At 32.3% G+C, this 18838-nt stretch carries 17 protein-coding genes, 1 tRNA gene and 1 other RNA gene; 17 read left to right on the forward strand and 2 right to left on the reverse strand.

Features of this window, described 5'->3' with window-relative positions; all coding sequences use genetic code 4:
- Positions 1-5 precede the first annotated feature (5 nt).
- From secA to whiA, 6 genes are all read left to right on the forward strand, one after another.
- Positions 6-2113: preprotein translocase subunit SecA (secA, locus tag ACOMC1_RS00300; RefSeq protein ID WP_420330662.1), on the forward strand; the 2108-nt coding region annotated here is incomplete at its 5' end.
- Complete coding sequence (gene hprK, locus ACOMC1_RS00305; RefSeq protein WP_420330663.1) at positions 2113-3060, forward strand: HPr(Ser) kinase/phosphatase; 948 nt, start codon at positions 2113-2115, stop codon at positions 3058-3060. The genes secA and hprK, both read left to right, overlap by 1 nt.
- 1 nt (position 3061) lies before the next feature.
- Complete coding sequence (gene lgt / locus ACOMC1_RS00310; RefSeq protein WP_420330664.1) at positions 3062-4336, forward strand: prolipoprotein diacylglyceryl transferase; 1275 nt, start codon at positions 3062-3064, stop codon at positions 4334-4336.
- Positions 4317-5234 (forward strand): NAD(P)/FAD-dependent oxidoreductase, encoded by a 918-nt coding sequence (locus ACOMC1_RS00315; protein ID WP_420330665.1) that lies wholly within the window; start codon positions 4317-4319, stop codon positions 5232-5234. The genes lgt and ACOMC1_RS00315 overlap by 20 nt, the downstream gene beginning before the upstream one ends.
- Positions 5235-5283: 49 nt before the next feature.
- Entirely contained in the window at positions 5284-6213 is a 930-nt protein-coding gene (locus ACOMC1_RS00320) for a gluconeogenesis factor YvcK family protein (protein WP_420330666.1), read from the forward strand.
- Positions 6214-7038: a DNA-binding protein WhiA gene (gene whiA / locus ACOMC1_RS00325; RefSeq protein WP_420330667.1), complete on the forward strand. Its 825-nt coding sequence runs from the start codon at positions 6214-6216 to the stop codon at positions 7036-7038.
- Here the strand turns inward: whiA and ACOMC1_RS00330 are convergent, their stop codons facing one another.
- The gene (locus tag ACOMC1_RS00330) at positions 7039-7401 is read right to left on the reverse strand and encodes a rhodanese-like domain-containing protein (protein ID WP_420330668.1); all 363 of its coding nucleotides are present in this window, start codon (positions 7399-7401) and stop codon (positions 7039-7041) included.
- Positions 7402-7423: 22 nt separating this feature from the next.
- Here ACOMC1_RS00330 and ACOMC1_RS00335 point away from each other — a divergent pair, with 22 nt between their 5' ends.
- Genes ACOMC1_RS00335 through smpB form a run of 4 tightly spaced genes read left to right on the forward strand, consistent with a single transcriptional unit; the run spans position 7424 to position 11285 of the window.
- Complete coding sequence (locus ACOMC1_RS00335) at positions 7424-8470, forward strand: sodium:calcium antiporter (protein ID WP_420330669.1); 1047 nt, start codon at positions 7424-7426, stop codon at positions 8468-8470.
- 28 nt (positions 8471-8498) lie between these two features.
- Complete coding sequence (gene secG / locus ACOMC1_RS00340) at positions 8499-8729, forward strand: preprotein translocase subunit SecG (protein WP_420330670.1); 231 nt, start codon at positions 8499-8501, stop codon at positions 8727-8729.
- Positions 8730-8731: 2 nt separating this feature from the next.
- Complete coding sequence (gene rnr, locus ACOMC1_RS00345) at positions 8732-10873, forward strand: ribonuclease R (protein ID WP_420330671.1); 2142 nt, start codon at positions 8732-8734, stop codon at positions 10871-10873.
- Positions 10848-11285: an SsrA-binding protein gene (gene smpB, locus ACOMC1_RS00350; RefSeq protein WP_420330672.1), complete on the forward strand. Its 438-nt coding sequence runs from the start codon at positions 10848-10850 to the stop codon at positions 11283-11285. The genes rnr and smpB overlap by 26 nt, the downstream gene beginning before the upstream one ends.
- A gap of 25 nt (positions 11286-11310) precedes the next feature.
- Here the strand turns inward: smpB and ACOMC1_RS00355 are convergent, their stop codons facing one another.
- On the reverse strand, positions 11311-11814 hold the full coding sequence (locus tag ACOMC1_RS00355) for a cupin domain-containing protein (protein ID WP_420330673.1): 504 nt from the start codon (positions 11812-11814) through the stop codon (positions 11311-11313).
- Positions 11815-11985: 171 nt separating this feature from the next.
- Here ACOMC1_RS00355 and ssrA point away from each other — a divergent pair.
- The 7 genes from ssrA to cls all read left to right on the forward strand — a co-directional run bounded on the left by ssrA (position 11986) and on the right by cls (position 18772).
- Positions 11986-12378, forward strand: a transfer-messenger RNA (tmRNA) gene (gene ssrA, locus ACOMC1_RS00360).
- Between the two features lie 76 nt (positions 12379-12454).
- Complete coding sequence (locus tag ACOMC1_RS00365; RefSeq protein ID WP_420330674.1) at positions 12455-14380, forward strand: EAL domain-containing protein; 1926 nt, start codon at positions 12455-12457, stop codon at positions 14378-14380.
- Positions 14380-14958 (forward strand): diadenylate cyclase, encoded by a 579-nt coding sequence (locus ACOMC1_RS00370; RefSeq protein ID WP_420330675.1) that lies wholly within the window; start codon positions 14380-14382, stop codon positions 14956-14958. Before ACOMC1_RS00365 ends, ACOMC1_RS00370 begins: the two co-directional genes overlap by 1 nt.
- 102 nt (positions 14959-15060) lie before the next feature.
- Entirely contained in the window at positions 15061-15639 is a 579-nt protein-coding gene (locus ACOMC1_RS00375; RefSeq protein WP_420330676.1) for a diadenylate cyclase, read from the forward strand.
- Between the two features lie 44 nt (positions 15640-15683).
- The gene (gene mgtE, locus ACOMC1_RS00380; RefSeq protein WP_420330677.1) at positions 15684-17120 is read left to right on the forward strand and encodes a magnesium transporter; all 1437 of its coding nucleotides are present in this window, start codon (positions 15684-15686) and stop codon (positions 17118-17120) included.
- Positions 17121-17133: 13 nt separating this feature from the next.
- Positions 17134-17225, forward strand: a tRNA-Ser gene (locus ACOMC1_RS00385).
- A 65-nt stretch (positions 17226-17290) separates the two neighbouring features.
- Positions 17291-18772, forward strand: coding sequence for a cardiolipin synthase (gene cls, locus ACOMC1_RS00390; protein ID WP_420330678.1), 1482 nt, complete (start codon positions 17291-17293; stop codon positions 18770-18772).
- Positions 18773-18838 lie beyond the last annotated feature (66 nt).

An 18838-nucleotide genomic window follows, 5' to 3' on the forward strand; every position in this document is an offset into this window, starting at 1 on the left:
ACCNNATGATGTTCAAATTATCGGTGGACTAATTTTAACAATGGGTTCTGTTGCTGAAATGAAAACTGGTGAAGGTAAAACTATTACTTCTATCATGCCGGTTTACATGAACGCATTAGCTGGTAAGGGTGTAATTGTTTCTACAGTTAATGAATACCTTACAGAACGTGATGCTATTGAAACAGGTCAAGTTCACAATTTCCTAGGCTTAACTTACGGAATTAATAAACGTGAATTAGGAACTGAAGAAAAACGTGAAGCATACAACTGTGACATCACATATTCAATTCACTCAGAAATTGGATTTGATTACTTAAGAGATAACATGGTTAAGAGAATGGAAGAAAAAGTTCAACGTGGTTTCTTCTATGCACTTATCGATGAGGTCGATTCAATTCTTATTGATGAAGCTAGAACTCCGTTAATCATTACGGGTGGAGATGCTGTTCCTTCAACACTTTATGAAGCTGCACAAGGATTTGTAGTTTCACTTGGTAAAAAGGATTATGAAATTGATGCCGAAACAAAGAGTATTCAATTAACAGGTTCAGGTATTGATAAAGCTAATAAATTTTATGGAATTGAAAACCTATTCTCACTTGAGTCTTCAGAATTAGTTCACCGTGTTCAAAATGCACTTAGAGCTAACTTCGTAATGGAAGTTAATGGTGACTACATTGTTCGTGATGGGAAAATTGAACTGATCGATGCATTTACAGGTCGTATCATGGAAGGTCGTTCATATTCAGATGGATTACAACAAGCTATTCAAGCAAAAGAAAAAGTTGAAATCGAAGATGAAACTAAAACAATGGCCACAGTTACTTACCAAAACCTTTTCCGTATGTTTGAAAAATTATCAGGGATGACTGGTACAGGTAAAACAGAAGAAGGCGAGTTTATCGATATTTATAACATGCGTGTTGTTGAAGTTCCAACTAACAAACCTGTTATTCGTAAAGATGAAAAAGATAATGTGTATGTAACATCAGAATACAAATACAAAGCTATCGTTGAAGAGATTAAAGCAGTTAAAAAAGAAACAAACCAACCTATCCTTGTTGGTACTTCACTTGTTGAACAATCTGAAAAGCTTTCTGAACTACTTACAAAGAATAAGATTCCACATAAGGTACTTAATGCTAAGCAAGATGGAAAAGAAGCTGAGATTATTTCAAAAGCCGGAGAAATCGGAGCTGTTACTATTGCTACCAATATGGCTGGTCGTGGTACCGATATTAAACTTGATAAAGAAGCTAGAGCTGCCGGAGGACTTTTCGTTCTTGGTACAGATAGAGCTGAATCACGTCGTATAGATAATCAATTACGTGGTCGTTCAGGTCGTCAAGGTGATGTTGGTAGATCTAAATTCTTCCTTTCACTTGATGATTCTCTGATTTCAAGATTCTCTGCACAAGAAAAATTGAAAAAATCATTTGCATCATTTAAAGAAAAACCTATTTCTTCAAAATCAATGGATAAAGCATTAACAAGAGCGCAAAAGAAAATCGAAGGATTTAACTTTGACTCTCGTAAAAACGTTCTGCAATTCGATGATGTTATCAGACAACAACGTAATGCAATTTATAATCAAAGAGATATTATTATTTCTCAAGAAGATTTATTAAACGTTATTCATAGAATGTTTAAAAAAGTTGTTCAAGAAGTTGTGTTATTCCCACAATTCCAAAATCAAGATGACACAATTAATCACGAAGAACTTTCAAATTCTCTAAACTCTGTTTGATTTGAAAATGTTGAATTTAAATTAATTCCAGCAATCCTTACAAACCTTGCAGTTGAAGAATTAGTTGAATACATTTCAAAAGAATTGATCAAAGCTTATGATGTCATAAGAGAAAGTGCTTTCGAAGTTATTGGTGAAGAAGAAACACACGACTACGAAAGAAATATAATTCTTGAAACATTTGATGCTAACTGACAACTACACATTGATCACATGGATAAATTAAGATCTTCATCATCAATGTCATCATATGCTCAAAAGAACCCTTTCCAAGTATTTACTGAAAAAGGTAGTGAATTATTCGCTGAGCTAATTAAGCGTATTTCACACAACACAGCAAGAGCATTAATGCATAGGAGGTTTTAATGAAAACTAAAGTAAAAGGTATATCAGTTCTTGACATTGTACAAAAATGTCAATTTGAAATTGCTAATAAAAGCGAAATAACAGAATGAACAAAAATCACTTCACCTGGTATCTATCGTGCTGGACTAGAATTATGTGGATTCATACTAAACAAGGGTATTCGTAAGAATGTTATTGTTTGAGGTACAAAAGAACAGGAGTGATTTGATCTTGTGGGAGAAGAAACAACGCTTTCTTCAATTGAAAAATTATTTTCAAATAAACCACCTGTTATATTCTTGTCTATTGGTATTAAAGAAAAGACATCTAAATTAATTATTGATATTGCATCTAAACACAATGTTCCAATTATTGTAACTGACTTACACGTAACGGATATCATTGCTATTATTAGAGAACACCTTGCAGCTCACTTCAGTAAAACTGAATCAGTTCACGCTTCTTTAGTAATTATTAATGGTGTAGGTGTAATGATTATCGGTAAATCAGGAATCGGTAAATCAGAAGCGGTTATTGAATTAATTCAACAAGGTCATATCTTTGTTTCAGATGATACAGTTAATATTACAAGAGTAGGTAAAGACTTCATTGGAACACCTGCTAAGATTACAAAAGATTTACTTGAAGCAAGAGGTATTGGTCTTCTTGACATTAGAAAAATCTTTGGTGTTAGATCAGTTCGTGATGCTGCAAAAATTGAATTAGTAGTAGAACTTATTGATGCGGAAAACCCAAATAAAGAATTCGATAGACTAGGTAATGGAAATCTAAAATATGAAACTTTAGGTGGAGGTATACCAAAAACAGAAATACCAGTTAAAAGTGGTAAGTCTATCAGGGCTTTAATAACAGCCGCAACTAACTTGCATGTTGCTAAAAAAGATGGATTCGATTCGTTTGCTATGATACAAGAACGTATGAAAAAAGCTAACGAAGAGGAGGAATAATATGGGAAACTATGTTGCTCACGAAGCGCATCAACCAGCAACAGCATTTAGTATAGGAACATTTGATGTTAAAGTTTATTCATTAACTATGATGTTCGGGATGTTGTTTTCAATATTGGGAATCCTTTATTATTGAAGGAGACAAAAGTATTCAATAGAAGCTTTACAAATATTAGTTCTTATTGTTATACCTTCATCTCTAATTGGAGCAAGACTTTGATACGTATTAGGAAACTTAGATAAGCCTGATGTTGTTAATCATTGATATGCGGCCTGAGAAGGTGGTATGGCTATCCAAGGTGGAGTAATGGGAGCGATTCTTGGTGGATTTGGATATGTGTATTCAAAACGAAGAATCCTAGATATGAGAACCGTATTAACTTATGTTGTTCCTGCTGTGTTAATTGGACAAGCAATTGGTAGATGGGGAAACTTCGCAAATCACGAAGTATTCGGTAAGATTGATGACTCTGGTAAATGATCAGAATGATTAGGGGAATACATACATTCAAATATGTATATAAATAATGGTGATGGAGACCACTTCCGTGTTCCATTGTTCTTCTATGAATTCCTAACATCAGTTGCAGGATTTATTATTCTTCACTTTATATTAAATACATTCAACTGAACAAAACCGGGTGTAACAGCGGGTGGATACTTTGCTTGATATGGAATTGTGCGTATTGTAATGGAACCTCTAAGAGATCCATCAGACTATATGTATTGATTCGATGGTAAGGTTGAAGCTTCAGTATTCACTTCAGCAATTTTCATCGTTGTTGGGATATTATTAATTTTATATTCAACATTCGATAGATTCGTTCATGCATTCTTTATTAATTGAGGTAAGAACATCGCTTCAAAAGGAGAGTTTGTTGATTATTCAACAGAGCCAAAAAGAAAATCAGAACAAAGATCAACAAACTTTAAAAAAGGGTTCAAATCATTTTGAGTTTCAAATCCATTTAAAGGATATAAAGAAACACTAAATGAAACAAAACCTAAATATACAAGAATTGAAATTGAACAAAGATACTTCTTTATCACATGACCACTTAAAACATCTGTTTTTGTAGTGTCTGCGTTTAAAGGATTATTCACTTCAAGTAAATATAAAGAAGTTAAAGAACAAATGATTAAAAAGTATGCGGAGTACAAACCTATGGGTTGAAGATTCAAATCTCACATTTGAGTACGTGAACATGAATTAGTAAAATTCGAAGAAGGTTATGTAGAACCAGAAAGAGAGAAAAATGTCAAAAAAAGAAAATAATTATGATGTAGTAGTAATAGGAGCAGGGCCAGCAGGTATGGCTGCAGCAATTTATGCAGCAAGATCAAACCTTAAAACAATAATGATTGAAAAGGGTGCACCTGGTGGGAAAATGGTTACAACGTTTAAAGTTGAAAACTACCCAGGTTTCGAAACTACTTCAGGACCTGATTTAGCATTGAACATGTACAAGCAGGTAATTGCCAATGGTGTAAAACATCAATATGGAGAAGTTCAAAGTTTAAAATCAAACGGAGAATCAGAACAAGTAATAACTTTGGCTAATGGAACTGAATACTTTGGTAAAAAAGTTATCATTGCAACAGGGATGGTTTCAAGAATACCTAAGATTGAAAGAATAAACGAATTCAATCACAAAGGTGTTTCATATTGTGCTATCTGTGATGGTCCTTTATACAAAGGAGAAGTTACAGGTATTATCGGTGGTGGAAATGCTGCTATTGAAGAAGCTGCATTCCTATCATCAGTAGCGAAAGAAGTTCATGTATTTATAATGGATGATTTCTTCCATGCTGATGCAAAAGAAGTTGATGCACTAAAAGCGAAACCAAACATTACAATTCACATGAAATCAATGATTCATACACTTGAAGGTGAAACAAAACTTGAAGGTGTTAAATTCACTGAAGATGGCGAAGAAAAAGAATTAGAAATTAAAGCTTTATTCCCATACATTGGATACATTCCAGTTGCAAAATTTACAAGTGGCTTAGGAATTACTGATGAAACAGGATTTATTAAAGTAAACCAAAATATGGAAACTTCCGTAAAAGGAATTTATGCTGCTGGTGATATTATTGTTAAGCAAATACGTCAAATAACAACAGCAACTTCTGATGGTACAATTGCTGCTAAGCATATCATCAACAACATTTAAAAGAAATTTAAAACAAAGAAGAAATTAAACAAACCAAAAAGGAGAAATTATGAAAAAAATAGTAACAATAGGTGGTGGAACTGGACTTTCCACACTCCTTAATGGTGTGAAGTATATTGAAGATGTAGAAATATCAGCAATCGTAACGGTTACCGATAACGGGGGTTCAACAGGTGTACTTAGAGAACACTTTGACATCCCCGCTGTTGGAGATATAAGAAGAGTGCTTGGAGCACTTTCTAGAAATAGATCTGACTTAGAGGAGCAAATGGAATATAGATTTGAAAACACAGGTACTCAATTCGATGGTCACGCATTGGGTAATCTAATCATTTCTGCAAACATTGCTAACTCAAAAGATTTTGCAGAAGGAATTAGGAAAACTTCAAAAATGCTTAATGTACAAGGTGAAGTTTTACCAATTTCAAATGCAACAACAAATCTTATAACTAAATACACAGATGGGACAGTTTCATTTGGGGAAATTGCACTTGCAAACCCAGATAAAGATGTTGATAAAATCTGAGTTGAAGGTGGAGAAGCAACACAAGAAGCTATTCAAGCAATTGAAAAAGCTGATTATGTAATCCTTGGTATGGGATCTCTATATACTTCCTTAATTTCAAACCTGGTATTTCCAGGCATTAGAGAGGCGTTTGAAACAACTAAAGCAAAAGTTATATACATTGCAAATGCGTTTACAGAACACGGTGAAACAGACAATTACAAACTATCTGATCATATTGCCGCTATTGAAAAACACACAAAAGAAGGATTGATAAGCGATATCATCTTCCCTGAAGGAACTCTTTCTAGAAAAACTCTTGAGAGATACGAAGAAGAGAAACAATTCCTTGTGAAAAATGATGTTGAGGATTCTGCAGTAACAGTAATGCCTCTTCTGTATGTAAACAAAGAGGGGCAAGTGCGTCACAACAAGCACCTTCTTAAAAAAGCTATTGAAAAAGCGATAGCCTAAATGTCTTTTTCAAATAAAGTTAAGAATGAAGTTCTCTCTCAAGAAATGAATGTTGAACAAGCTAATGCGCTTATTCATGGAATAATTTCATCTGCTGGTTATAGTGGTGAAAAGATGACCTTAAAATTAAACAACACAGAAATCTCAAATCTAATTCGTGATTTATTAACTCAATTAGAAGTTAAGTCAACAAATGATAAAGAAAATAAAAACTGAATAGTTCTAGAAATGGTTGATGTTGAAAAAGAACATGAAATCAAAGAACCTGGGTTTTATTTTGCAGGTGTATTCATTGGTGGTGGATCAATGTCCGATCCTTCATCAACTTCATATCACCTAGAAATGCAATTTTATTATAGAAATCAAGCTGAAAAAGTTAGAAATTTCTTAAATAATTACAACTTCAATTTTTCATTAATCCAAAGACGTAAGAATTGAGTTCTATACATTAAGAAATCAGAAATGATTGCTGACTTCTTAAGAGCTATCAGGACATCTCTTTCATTGATGGAATTTGAAGATGCAAGAATTGAACGTGATTTTAGAAATAACTTAAATAGATATTCAAATCTAGATATTTATAATCAAGAAAAACTTTCAAAAGCATCTACAGCTCATCTTAAAAATTACGAATATGTTGTTGAGAATAACTTATTGGGGAATTTCAAAAAAGATGAAATAACTTTCTTTGAAACTAAAAAAAGAAATCCATATTCTTCATTATCAGAATTAGTAATGTTATTGGAGAAAAAAGGTATTAAAAAAACCAGAGCTGGTTTAAACCACTGGTTAATTAAATTAAGAAAAGTAGCTAACGAAGATTAGCTACTTTTTCTCTACCTCTTTTACAAAGGTGTGTTTTTTAGAAAGTTTATTCATTCCAACTTTAAGTAATTTAATATGTTTGTAACCATTGAATCTTGCTCAACTTGCTACGTGAGCATTTGAGCGTTCTTCATTACCAACAAGAATGATCTTAGTGTTCTTTTTGTGTTCAGTTATAGCCTTTTTAATTTTTAAGGCTGAAACATGAATAGAATCCTCGATATGACCTTTGTTGTAAGAGTCTTTTACACGAGTGTCATACACTACGACATTCTTTTTATTTTGTAATTTTTGTATTTTTCTATATGAAATTAATGTCCTTGAAAACTTGGCATATTTCCATTTATTTTTTTTAGATAACATATTATAAGTATATAATACTTCTATGAATAATATAGTCGAAAAATTTGCAGGATTTAATATACCAGCAACAATGTGAATATGATTTATACCAGTTGCTGCTTTAACTTTCTTTTTCTCGTTAAAAATGGTTAAATACGCAGAGGTTGTTATTGAAAAAACAAAATTTGGTGGAGCCTTTGTTGGTGGTGCTTTAGTTTCTGTTGCAACTTCACTAACTGAATTAGTTACTGAAATTACACAAGGTGTTAATGGAACTCCCGCTGTTGGTCTTTCTGATGATTTGGGGGCTAACTTATTTTCTACAACAATGATTGCTGTGGTTATGTTAATTTTTATGAAGCAAATGTTTACTAAAAAATTAGATAAATGAACAGTTATGTCTATTCTTATTTCAATGACTATGACTATATTTTTAACAATAGTAATTTGATTTGGTGAAGATTTACATATTGGTAAAGGTGGAAAAATTGTGATTGGATTAATCCCTTTCTTCTTCCTTCTTGCATATGTTGGATATGTAGCCATCTCATATAAGTTTGGTACAGAAGATGAAGTTCAAAATACTGAACCAACTAATATATCAGCTAAAAAAGGTGTATTGGGATTCTTGTTATTTTCAGCTCTTCTTCTAGTTGCTGCATTAGGATTAAACCTAACAATAGATGCCATGATGGAAACATATGGATTATCACCGAAATCAGCTGGTGGTATATTCTTATCAATGACAACTGCTATGCCGGAAATTGTGTCATTGGTAGTTCTAATAAGAGCTAAACAACCGATTGCTGCAGTTGCCTCAATTATAGGTTCACACGTATTCAATATTTCATTAATTTTCTGAGGGGATATAGCATTCCATACTGCACCTATCTTAACTGGACCTGGTGTTCATGGATTACACGGGGTATGAATTCTAGGAGCTCTTACAGCTATTGAATTGGCTTTATTGGCACTATTTGTTATAATTGCTAAGAAGATTAAGAAGAAATGGGTTTATGCAATAATTCCAACATTGATTATATTGACTTATATCATTGGTTGAATTATTATGTTAACCGTACTTAGATAGCTTAAATACATAGAAAAAAGGAGGGTTTATGCTAGGAATATTAATAACACTGTTGGTACTTTCGTTTGTAATAATCGGAATTTCACTTGCTATGTCAGGAGATTCTCAGGGATTCTCCGGTGCTTTAGTTGGTTCATCTGATTTAGATCTTTTCAAAGTCTCAAAAGAAAGAGGAGGAAAAAAGATTCTTAAAAGGGTGATGTTTGGACTTGGTATTTTACTAATGGTCGGAGCAATTATCGTTAGAGTCTACATGTAATTATGGATAAAAAACTAATATTAAAAATAATGGATCAAAACCCAAGATCATTTGGGTGAATTGCAAGAAAAATGAATATTAAACAAGAGGACAATAGAAAGTTCTCTGGATTTTTAAATAACTTAGTAAAACAAGGTGAGTTATTTACAACAAGGGATAGACAATTCTACAAACCAAAAGTTTTAGAAACTATTGAAGGAGTTATTAGAATGACTTCAAAAGGATTTGGATTTGTTGATAGAGAAGATGGTGAGTCTGTATTTATCGGACCAGGTGCAACTAATAAAGCATTTGATAAAGATACTGTAAAGATTAATATCTTCCAAGATCCTACAAAAGCTGGAGCTTACAGTGGTTTCGTTACAGAAATCGTTAAAAGATTTAGAACACTTATTGTTGGTACAGTTGTTAAGTTTGGGGAAAACTTCGGTTTCAAACCACTTGATGACAGAATCAATGCAATGTTTAGATTTAAAAATACTGAAGGATTAAAAGTTGATTACATTATCAAAGCTAAAATTGTAGAATATCAAGATCGTTTTACAATTCTAGATTCAGTTCTTGAAATTGGACATAAGGATGATGCAAAAGTTGATATTCAAGCAGCTATTGAAAATGCAAACATTCCTTATATGTGAGAACAACCAGTTCTTGATGAAGCTGAAAACGATATTCCAAACACAATTGATAACGAATCAAAAGAAGGTCGTGAAGATATTCGTGATCGTCTAATCGTAACAATTGATGGTGATGATACAAAAGACTTTGATGATGCCATCGAAGTTCGTAAATTAGAAAATGGGAACTACATGCTAGGTGTTCACATTGCTGACGTTACACATTATGTTAAAGAAGGAACTGCAATAGATGATGAAGCTCTTGTTCGTGGAACATCAGTATATCTTGCTGATAGAGTTATTCCAATGCTTCCAGAAAAACTATCTAACGGTATTTGTTCATTGAACCCACACGTTGATAGATTCGTTCTTTCATGTGATATGGAAATCAACTCAAGAGGTGAAACTGTTAAGCACAGAATTTACCCTGCAATAATCAATTCAAAACACAGGTTAACTTATAATGAAGTTAATGAATATTACAAAGGTGATAAAAAATATCCTGAAGCAAAAGAACTAGAAGAACTTCTAGATGTTGCTCGTGAATTAACTGAAAAAATCAGAAGATTCAAACTTAAAGAAGGATACATTGACTTTGAGATTGAAGAATCAAAACTAATCATCGATGAAAATGGTAAAACAATTGACATCGTTCCAAGACCTCGTGGTGAATCAGAAATGATGATTGAGGACTTTATGGTTAGAGCTAATGAAACTGTTGCAAAACATACAGTTGACGCAAAAGTACCATTTATATATCGTGTTCACGATAAACCAGATATGGAAAAAATAACTGCACTACAACAAGTTGTTAAAGCACTTGGACTTGATGTGCATATACCTCAAGAACCAAATCCAAAAGAGTTCTCAAAATCAATCAATGATCTTAAACAATATAGATTTGATGATTTCATGAAAATCATGATGTTAAGAACTATGCAAAAAGCAATTTATCAAAAAGATAATATTGGACACTTTGGACTTGCTTCACAAAACTATACACACTTTACTTCACCAATCAGACGTTACCCAGACTTAATGGTTCATAGAATGTTAAGAGAGTATTTCTTTGAAGGTAGATTAAATAGAAAAGATCACTTTGACTCAATTCTAGATAATATTGCTAAAGAGAATTCACTTTCAGAACAAAAAGCTATGGAACTTGAAAGAAAAGTTGCAGACATTAAAAAAGCTGAATACTATACTAAATTTATCGGTAAGAAATTACATGGTCAAATTGTATCTATTCAAAAATTCGGATTCTTTGTTGAATTTGAAGACAAAGTAAATGGATTAGTTCATATAACAACATTAACAGACAGTAAATATGAACTATCTCAAAACGGTTTACAACTTACAGGTAAAGATAGAAAATTCTTAATCGGTGATATGGTAGATGTTGTGGTAACAAAAACTTCAAAAACAGAAGGTAAGATCGATTTAGTTCTTGCAGACCTAGCTGATAAGCAAGACATTTCGAGCTCACCAAAAGGGAGATTCAATGGCAAAGGTAATAGCAAAAAATAAAGACGCTCACTATTCTTATGAATTACAAGAAAGAATAGAAGCGGGTATTGAACTAATGGGTTGAGAAGTAAAATCAATCCGTGCCGGTAAAGTTTCCTTAAGAGGAGCATTCGTAAACTTCACAAATGATGAAGCTTACTTAATGGGGATGAACGTATCTCTATACATGTCTGTTCCTGGTGATGAACTTAGAAGTAGAAAACTACTACTTCATAAACACCAACTTAAAAAACTTCAAAACGGTGTAAAAACAAAAGGTATGTCAATAGTTGCAACAACTCTTAAATGGTCTAATAGTGGTCATGTAAAGGTTGATGTAGCACTTGGTAAAGGTAAATCTCGTATTGATAAGAGAGAAACAATCAAGGAACGTGACATTTCAAGAAAAATCAAAAAACAATACAACGTATAAAAAGAACCAATCGGTTCTTTTTAATTTACTCTTTTGTTAGTTTATTAATAATAAGTTTGTGTTGAGGAAATTCATTAAGTAATTCTTGTCTTTTGAAAAGTTCGAAGTCTTCAAATTCAAATCCAGGTGAAACCATACATCCAACTAAAGAAAATCCTTCATTATTCATTGCTGAACCAAATATAGAACCCCTCGGAACCAGTACTTGTGGCATTTCACCATTCTCAATATCAAGGCCAAGTTTTTGAGTGCTTAAATTACCCTTTTGGTCAATTACATAAATTGTCAATGAGTTACCAGAGTGGAAATATCACATTTCATCTGCTGTAAGTCTATGAAAGTTTGAAACTTCATCTTCTTTCAATAAGAAATAAATACTTGTCCATAGCTTTCTTTCTTTATTTTGTTTCTCATTTACTGAAAAAGGTTTTAAAGTTACATCTGAAACAAAACTTCTACTATAGAAACCCCCTTCAGGGTGTTGCAACATGTTTAATTTCTTTATAAAATATTTTGCATTTTTAGTCATAGCAATCTCCTTGATGTGCGTCCATAATTCTCTATCATTATACATTTTGGGTAATCGTTGAATTGTTATTATTTGATATCATCAAACAATAATGAGTTATGGCTAATAAAACACACTCTTATAAAATGGTTTTTAGCCTTAAAGGTGTATAATTTATATGCAAACAAACACGGGGGTGTAATGGCTTCGACAGATCAACCGGACCTTTGTGCTGCAGTGGTCTCCAAACCTTAAGGGTCTAGACGCATAATAAATGCAACAAATAAAAAACAAGAAACTGTAACTGACCAAGATTTATTCTTCTCAGCAGCAGCTTCAAACAACCTAGTTTTCGCTTAATTAGCAACTAGCGTGAATCCACTTTTTCCTCAGAGGTGGCCTAACGTATTACATGAGGGGTAGTTATGTGGACCTGCTAAAACATAATGAAACTCTAGCAGAACCTTTGTGGATGATTTAGTTCTATTCAAATCCAACAAAGGAAAAATCAAAATGAACTAAACTGTAGACGCGCTTTGTGTAAGGTTGGTGTGGACCCGGGTTCGACTCCCGGCATCTCCACCATTTTTTTACGCCATTTTTGAGTTAAATATACAATAACATTTATTTTTTACTACATAGTAGTAATGTATAATTTAGTATGAAAATTTTTATAAATATACTTTCAATCATCTTTTTATTAATTGTATTCACTGCTCTTTATTTCCTAATCGAAAGAAGTAAGAAGTCTGATTACATCACAAGAAAAAACTATCCTAAACTATTAATCGAAACATCAGAGGGAATTACATATGCCATATTCGGTCTTGTGTTTCAAGTGTTCTTTTATGAAACTGCACAATTTTCACAACCATACTTCTACATATCTATAGGTCTAACGTTGATATTCTTGCGTGGTGCTTTTGTATCATGTATTTCAATAATAGGATCGCTGTTATATTCACTATTCATTTATCCTATCGATAAAGTTTTCTACTACATCATTGCGATTATGTTTGTTTCAATGACATTAACAATCCTGGTTAAACCATTTGTTAAAACACAATTCTCATTATTGATAAATAGTGTATTCTTACTTGCAAACATTTTTATACTTTGAGGTATTTCTTCAACGCAATTGAATTATGAACTTACAATCCAATTTGTTTTAGCAACCTTATTACCATTCTTGCTACCCATTGTTCTTATCACCTTGATTTCATACCTCTTACGATTCTTGCAATCAGCAAACTTACTTTATGAATCTTCAACTTACGACACATTAAAATTTTATAGAGAATCAATATCGGCGAATGTTATCCAAGAGATGATAAGTTCACAAAGAGTTTCTGAAGCGTTGTTTGTTATTATGGAAATGAATTGATCAAATGATTTGGGTAATAACAAACGTAATTTTGAAAAGAAAGCATTGGAGATTGTTCAAAACAATGTTTCTCAACATGCAGTTTTATTTAAAGTTAATAGTACTCAATATGGATTCTTCCTACCTACGAGAAAAGAACTTAATTTAAATAAAATAATTTTAGAGAATAAAGCGACTAGAAGAACTGAAAGTCGTTCACTGCAAAGAGTAGAAAATCTTTTAAGAAAAATGGAAGGTGAATATTCTATTGATGATGTAAAAGCTAAATTGAAAATGCGTGCGGGTGTAGTTGCTTATGGACTACAAGAACACGATGTATTCAAAATGCAATCACAAGCAGAGTTTGCTTTGGAATATTCAAGGTGAAATAAAGGATGAAATAGAATAATCTTATTTGATCCAAAAGTATATAAGAAAAGAGCATCTGATTATGTTGCTATCAAGACTCTTGATAACTCAATTGGTGTTTTATCTATATCAAATGAATTTACACCTATATATTCATTGAAAACTTCTAAGACAATGATGAATGTTGCTTTACCTATAACAACAGATGTGTTGGATGTAAAGTATGCTTCTGTTGAAGAATACGCAGAATACATGGGATACAAAAGTGTACTTCTTTCATACAATGCTGCTCAAGCATTAAAAATGTCAAACGGTTGAAAGAGTAATCCTCTAGTTGTTTATTATCCATTAGAAAAAATAATGGGAGATGACTTTGATGCGGAAGAACTAATAGCATCTTTTAGAAGGTTTAATCAAACTAAGAAAAATGTAGTTCTTTCATTTGATTCAAAAGTGTTGGATAAATTCGATTCAAAAGAACTATTAACCAGAACAAAAGAATTAAAAAACAAAGGAATACTTTTTGCGATATTTAACTTCAATATAAATAATCAAACACAGTTAATTGCAAAGTTAAAACCTGATTACATTTTCTTGGAAAAATCAATTTACCAAAGTACAATTATTTCTAGATTAAATACCGACTTAATGGCTGAGTTATTAAAGTTTGCGAAGGTTATAAAAGCGAAGGTTGTTGCACATGCAATTACCAAAGAAAGTGAATTGGAATTGATATTGTCTACGGACATAGAATTTATTGGTGGCCCTATTTTCAATAGAGGAGAAATAGAACCAACATTTTTCGATAAAAAAAGTAAAATATATATAGAACAAATACAAAAGGAGAAAAAGTAATGTCAAATCAAGGAATATTTGCAGCGGTTCTTGTGAGTGCGGGACTACTAGCATTATTAATCTTATTGCCTTACATGATTAAGTTTATCCAGTGAGCATTTAAGAAAAATAAATACAACACAATGGGTACATCATCACAAATAAGATTAATCCACCAACTATACGAAGCAGCACAAGAATTATCAGCTACAAAAACAGGTGCAATCATCACAATTACAAACAAAGAAAAATTAGATCACTTAAGAACTGATGGTATTGTAATTGATGCAAACATCTCATCTTCATTATTAATCTCAATCTTTAATAAAAAATCACCTCTACATGATGGCGCTGTAATTATCGAAGGTGGAAAGATTAAATATGCTGCTACATATTACAAAATCACTCAAACTTCAATCGCCAATAAATATGGAGCACGTCACCGTGCATCTATGGGTATTGCAGAACAATCAGATTCAATCACAATTATCGTTTCAGAAGAAACAGGTAACGTTTCAATTGCTATGAATGGTAAGCTACAAAAAATCAAACTTGCTACATTCCAAGAAGAACTAACAGCAATCTTAAAAAACAACTAGCGTGTTGTTTTTTTAAATTGTAATAATCAATGAAATAAAATTAGGTATTTTATTAATAAAAAAGTAGAATATAAATATAACAATTTCAAAAGGGAGAATTACATGTCAAATCAAGGAATATTTGCAGCGGTTCTTGTGAGTGCGGGACTACTAGCATTATTAATCTTATTACCTTACATGATTAAGTTTATCCAGTGAGCATTTAAGAAAAATAAATACAACACAATGGGTACATCATCACAAATAAGATTAATCCACCAACTATACGAAGCAGCACAAGAATTATCAGCTACAAAAACAGGTGCAATCATCACAATTACAAACAAAGAAAAATTAGATCACTTAAGAACTGATGGTATTGTAATTGATGCAAACATCTCATCTTCATTATTAATCTCAATCTTTAATAAAAAATCACCTCTACATGATGGTGCTGTAATTATCGAAGGTGGAAAGATTAAATATGCTGCTACATATTACAAAATCACTCAAACTTCAATCGCTAATAAATATGGAGCACGTCACCGTGCATCTATGGGTATTGCAGAACAATCAGATTCAATCACAATTATCGTTTCAGAAGAAACAGGTAACATTTCAATTGCTATGAATGGTAAGTTACAAAAAATTAAACTTGCTACATTCCAAGAAGAACTAACAGCAATCTTAAAAAATAACTAATGTTTATAAATAACTAGAAATAGTAAAACAGGAAAGGAGATAACATGACTTTAAAAACAGCACTTAAAACCAAAAAAGTTCCTGAAATTAGAAAAATAGTTAAAGAAACGACTATAGCTGATCTTGCGGATATGGTTGAAGAATTGCGTGCAGAAGAACGTAAATTCTTTTTCCGTGTTTTGGATGTTGAACAATCAGGTAAGTTATTTTCAAATCTTGAATTAGAATTCCAAGAAAAAATTATTAAAGAATTTTCTGATGCTCAGCAAAAAGAAATTCTAAAAACAATATATGCCGATGATATCGCTGACATGATTGAAGAAATGCCTTCAAACATAGCAAAACAAATTCTTAAGAACACTCCTAAAGATAGACGAGCTGATGTTAATAAACTTCTTCGTTATGAAGATCACCAAACAGGTTCAATCATGTCAACAGATATGGTTGAAATTAAACAATCATTAACTCCAACTCAAGCAATTAAAATTATCAAAAGCGAACACGGACACGCTGAAGATATGCTTACATACTTTGTTGTTAATCAAAAAGGTAAACTTGTTGGAGAAATCGACTTACACCAATTAGTTTTCGCTCCAAAGGGTAAAAAAGTTAAAGATATAATGGGTCCTGTGGCTTCTGTTTCTACAACAATGGATAAAGAGGAAGCAGCACTTGAATTTGCTAAGCACGATGCTGTTGCTATGCCCGTAGTAAGTACGCAAGGTTACTTAATGGGTATGATCACTTCCGATGACGTTATCGATACAATTCAAGAAGAAGCAACTGAAGATATGCACCGTATGGCTGGTATCGAAGGTGTGGAAAGTTCATATTTAAAAACATCTATTATTAAACTATTTAAATCAAGAGTATTCTGATTGCTTCTATTAATGATTTCATCTACTCTTTCACAAATTGTTTTAGATTCATTTATGAGAATTGCAGCAACTTCTCTACATGAAACTTCTATTGCTGCTTCAACTGCAATCATCACATCAGCATTAATTGCAATCGTTCCTGTTATTTCAGGGGCAGCAGGAAACGCTGGTTCACAAGCAAGTACCATGGTTACACGTGGTATTGCTCTTGGTGAAATTAAAAAGAATGATACTTTCAGTGTTGTTAAAAAAGAATTTGGTACTGGTGCAATGGTTGGTGCGGTTCTAGCAATTGCTAACTTCACAAGACTGTTAATTTATTATGGGGTTCAATCATCAAATGGTGGAAGTATGTTGTTATCGCAACCTACAAACACACATTCATATGCCTACATTTGAATTTCATTTGCTGCATCATTATCATTATTTATAGTTATTATTTTCGCAAAAATGGTTGGTGGATTATTACCATTAATCGCGCATAAAATGAAGTTGGATCCTGCCGTAATGGCCGCACCACTTCTTACTACTTTAATCGATGCTTTATCAATTCTTATCTTTTTTGGGATAAGTATTGGTATACTATTATTGACGGTTGTTTAAATACAACCCATATGGGCTAGTACTCAAGTTGGCCGAAGAGGCGCCCCTGCTAAGGGTGTAGGGGGAGCGATCCCCGCGGAGGTTCGAATCCTCTCTAGCCCGCCATATGTTAAAACCACACCTTAAAGGTGGGTTTTTTCTTTCCACTTTTTCTTTATAATTTATATACTATGAAAATAATAAGAAGATTGTTCACATTACTGTTAACACTATCATTTATTGCGGCAATAGGATATCTATTGTTTGGTCTTTATGAATGAGGCGTTTATTTAACAGTTTTAATTTTATTTGTGGTGTATTTAGTCACTGCAATATGAGCATTGCTTCTATTCGCTCAAAAAAGGCATTTGCCAGCTAAGGCATCTTGATACTTGATCGTTATATTGCTTCCAGTATTCGGAATTATTATTTATATGATTTTCGGAAGAAGATATAAAGGTAGAAAAAGTCTTAAAGATTTCCATAAAGAATATTCAGAAACATATAGCATTCAAGAAGAGAGTGTTAAAACAAAAAATGAAATACTTAAAGAACAAAATCAATTTTCAAAATTACCTATCCTTAATGGGGATTTAAAAATATACGATAACGGTATGTATGCATTTAAAGATATGTTTGAAGATTTAAAAAATGCCAAGAAATTTATTCACTTAAATTACTACATTATTAAAATGAGTGAAATTTGAGAAGAGTTAAAACAAATACTGATTAAAAAAGTAAATGAAGGTGTTGAAGTTAGATTAATTGTTGATGACTTTGGGCGTTGAGCTTTACCTTGATATGAAATCAAATCATTAGAAAAGAAAGGTATTCAAATTTCTATATATGACAAAGTTAGTTTCCCATTCATTTCTTCACAAAATGGTTGTCGTTCACACAGGAAGTATGCAAGTATAGATGGTAACGTTGGATATACTGGTGGAGTTAACCTTTCTGATGAATATGTAAACTATTCAAAAGAGTATGGAATTTGAGAAGATCTTGTTATGAGAGTCGAGGGTCAAGCTGTAAGAGCTTTCTCATTATTATTCATAAATGACTGAAAACTAATTAATAAAACAGTTTTAGATACAGATAAATATGCACCTAAAGTTAAAAGTAAATTCAAGAATAAAATCCTTCTTATTGAAGATGGACCCGAGATTAAAATCCCATTAATGCAAGATTCATTGGTTCATTGAATTTCAAAAGCTAAAAAATCAATTACATTATCTACACCTTACTTTGTCCCAACAGCTGAAGTTATAAGTGCTTTACGTACTGCTTCATTGTCTGGTATAGAAGTAAAATTATTCCTACCAGGACAAGCTGATAAGAAATCTGCTTTCCAAGCTTCTAAAGGTAATGCAGCATTGCTTGAAGAATATGGAGTTAAGACATATCTAATCAACGATAAGTTCTTGCATTCAAAAGCGGGTGTATTTGATGGAGAAACAGCTTACCTAGGAACTATGAATATTGATATTCGTTCATTCCACTCACAATTTGAGAACCTTTCACTATTTGAAGGACCTGAAGTCAAAAAGCTTGAGGAGATATTTGAAAGGTATGAAAAAAATTCTGTCCCACTTGAAAAGATGGGATATAACCCCAAGGGTGTTTGAAACAAAATTAGGATGACATTCTTAAAGATACTTGCCCCTATGATGTAGAAAATATACACAAAAAATAAGAATTTGTTATAATAAGTATAGTTAAAATAAAAACTTTATTAAGGA

Source organism: Mycoplasma todarodis (assembly GCF_965212735.1).
Classification (GTDB): domain Bacteria; phylum Bacillota_I; class Bacilli_A; order Mycoplasmatales; family Metamycoplasmataceae; genus Mycoplasma_K; species Mycoplasma_K todarodis_A.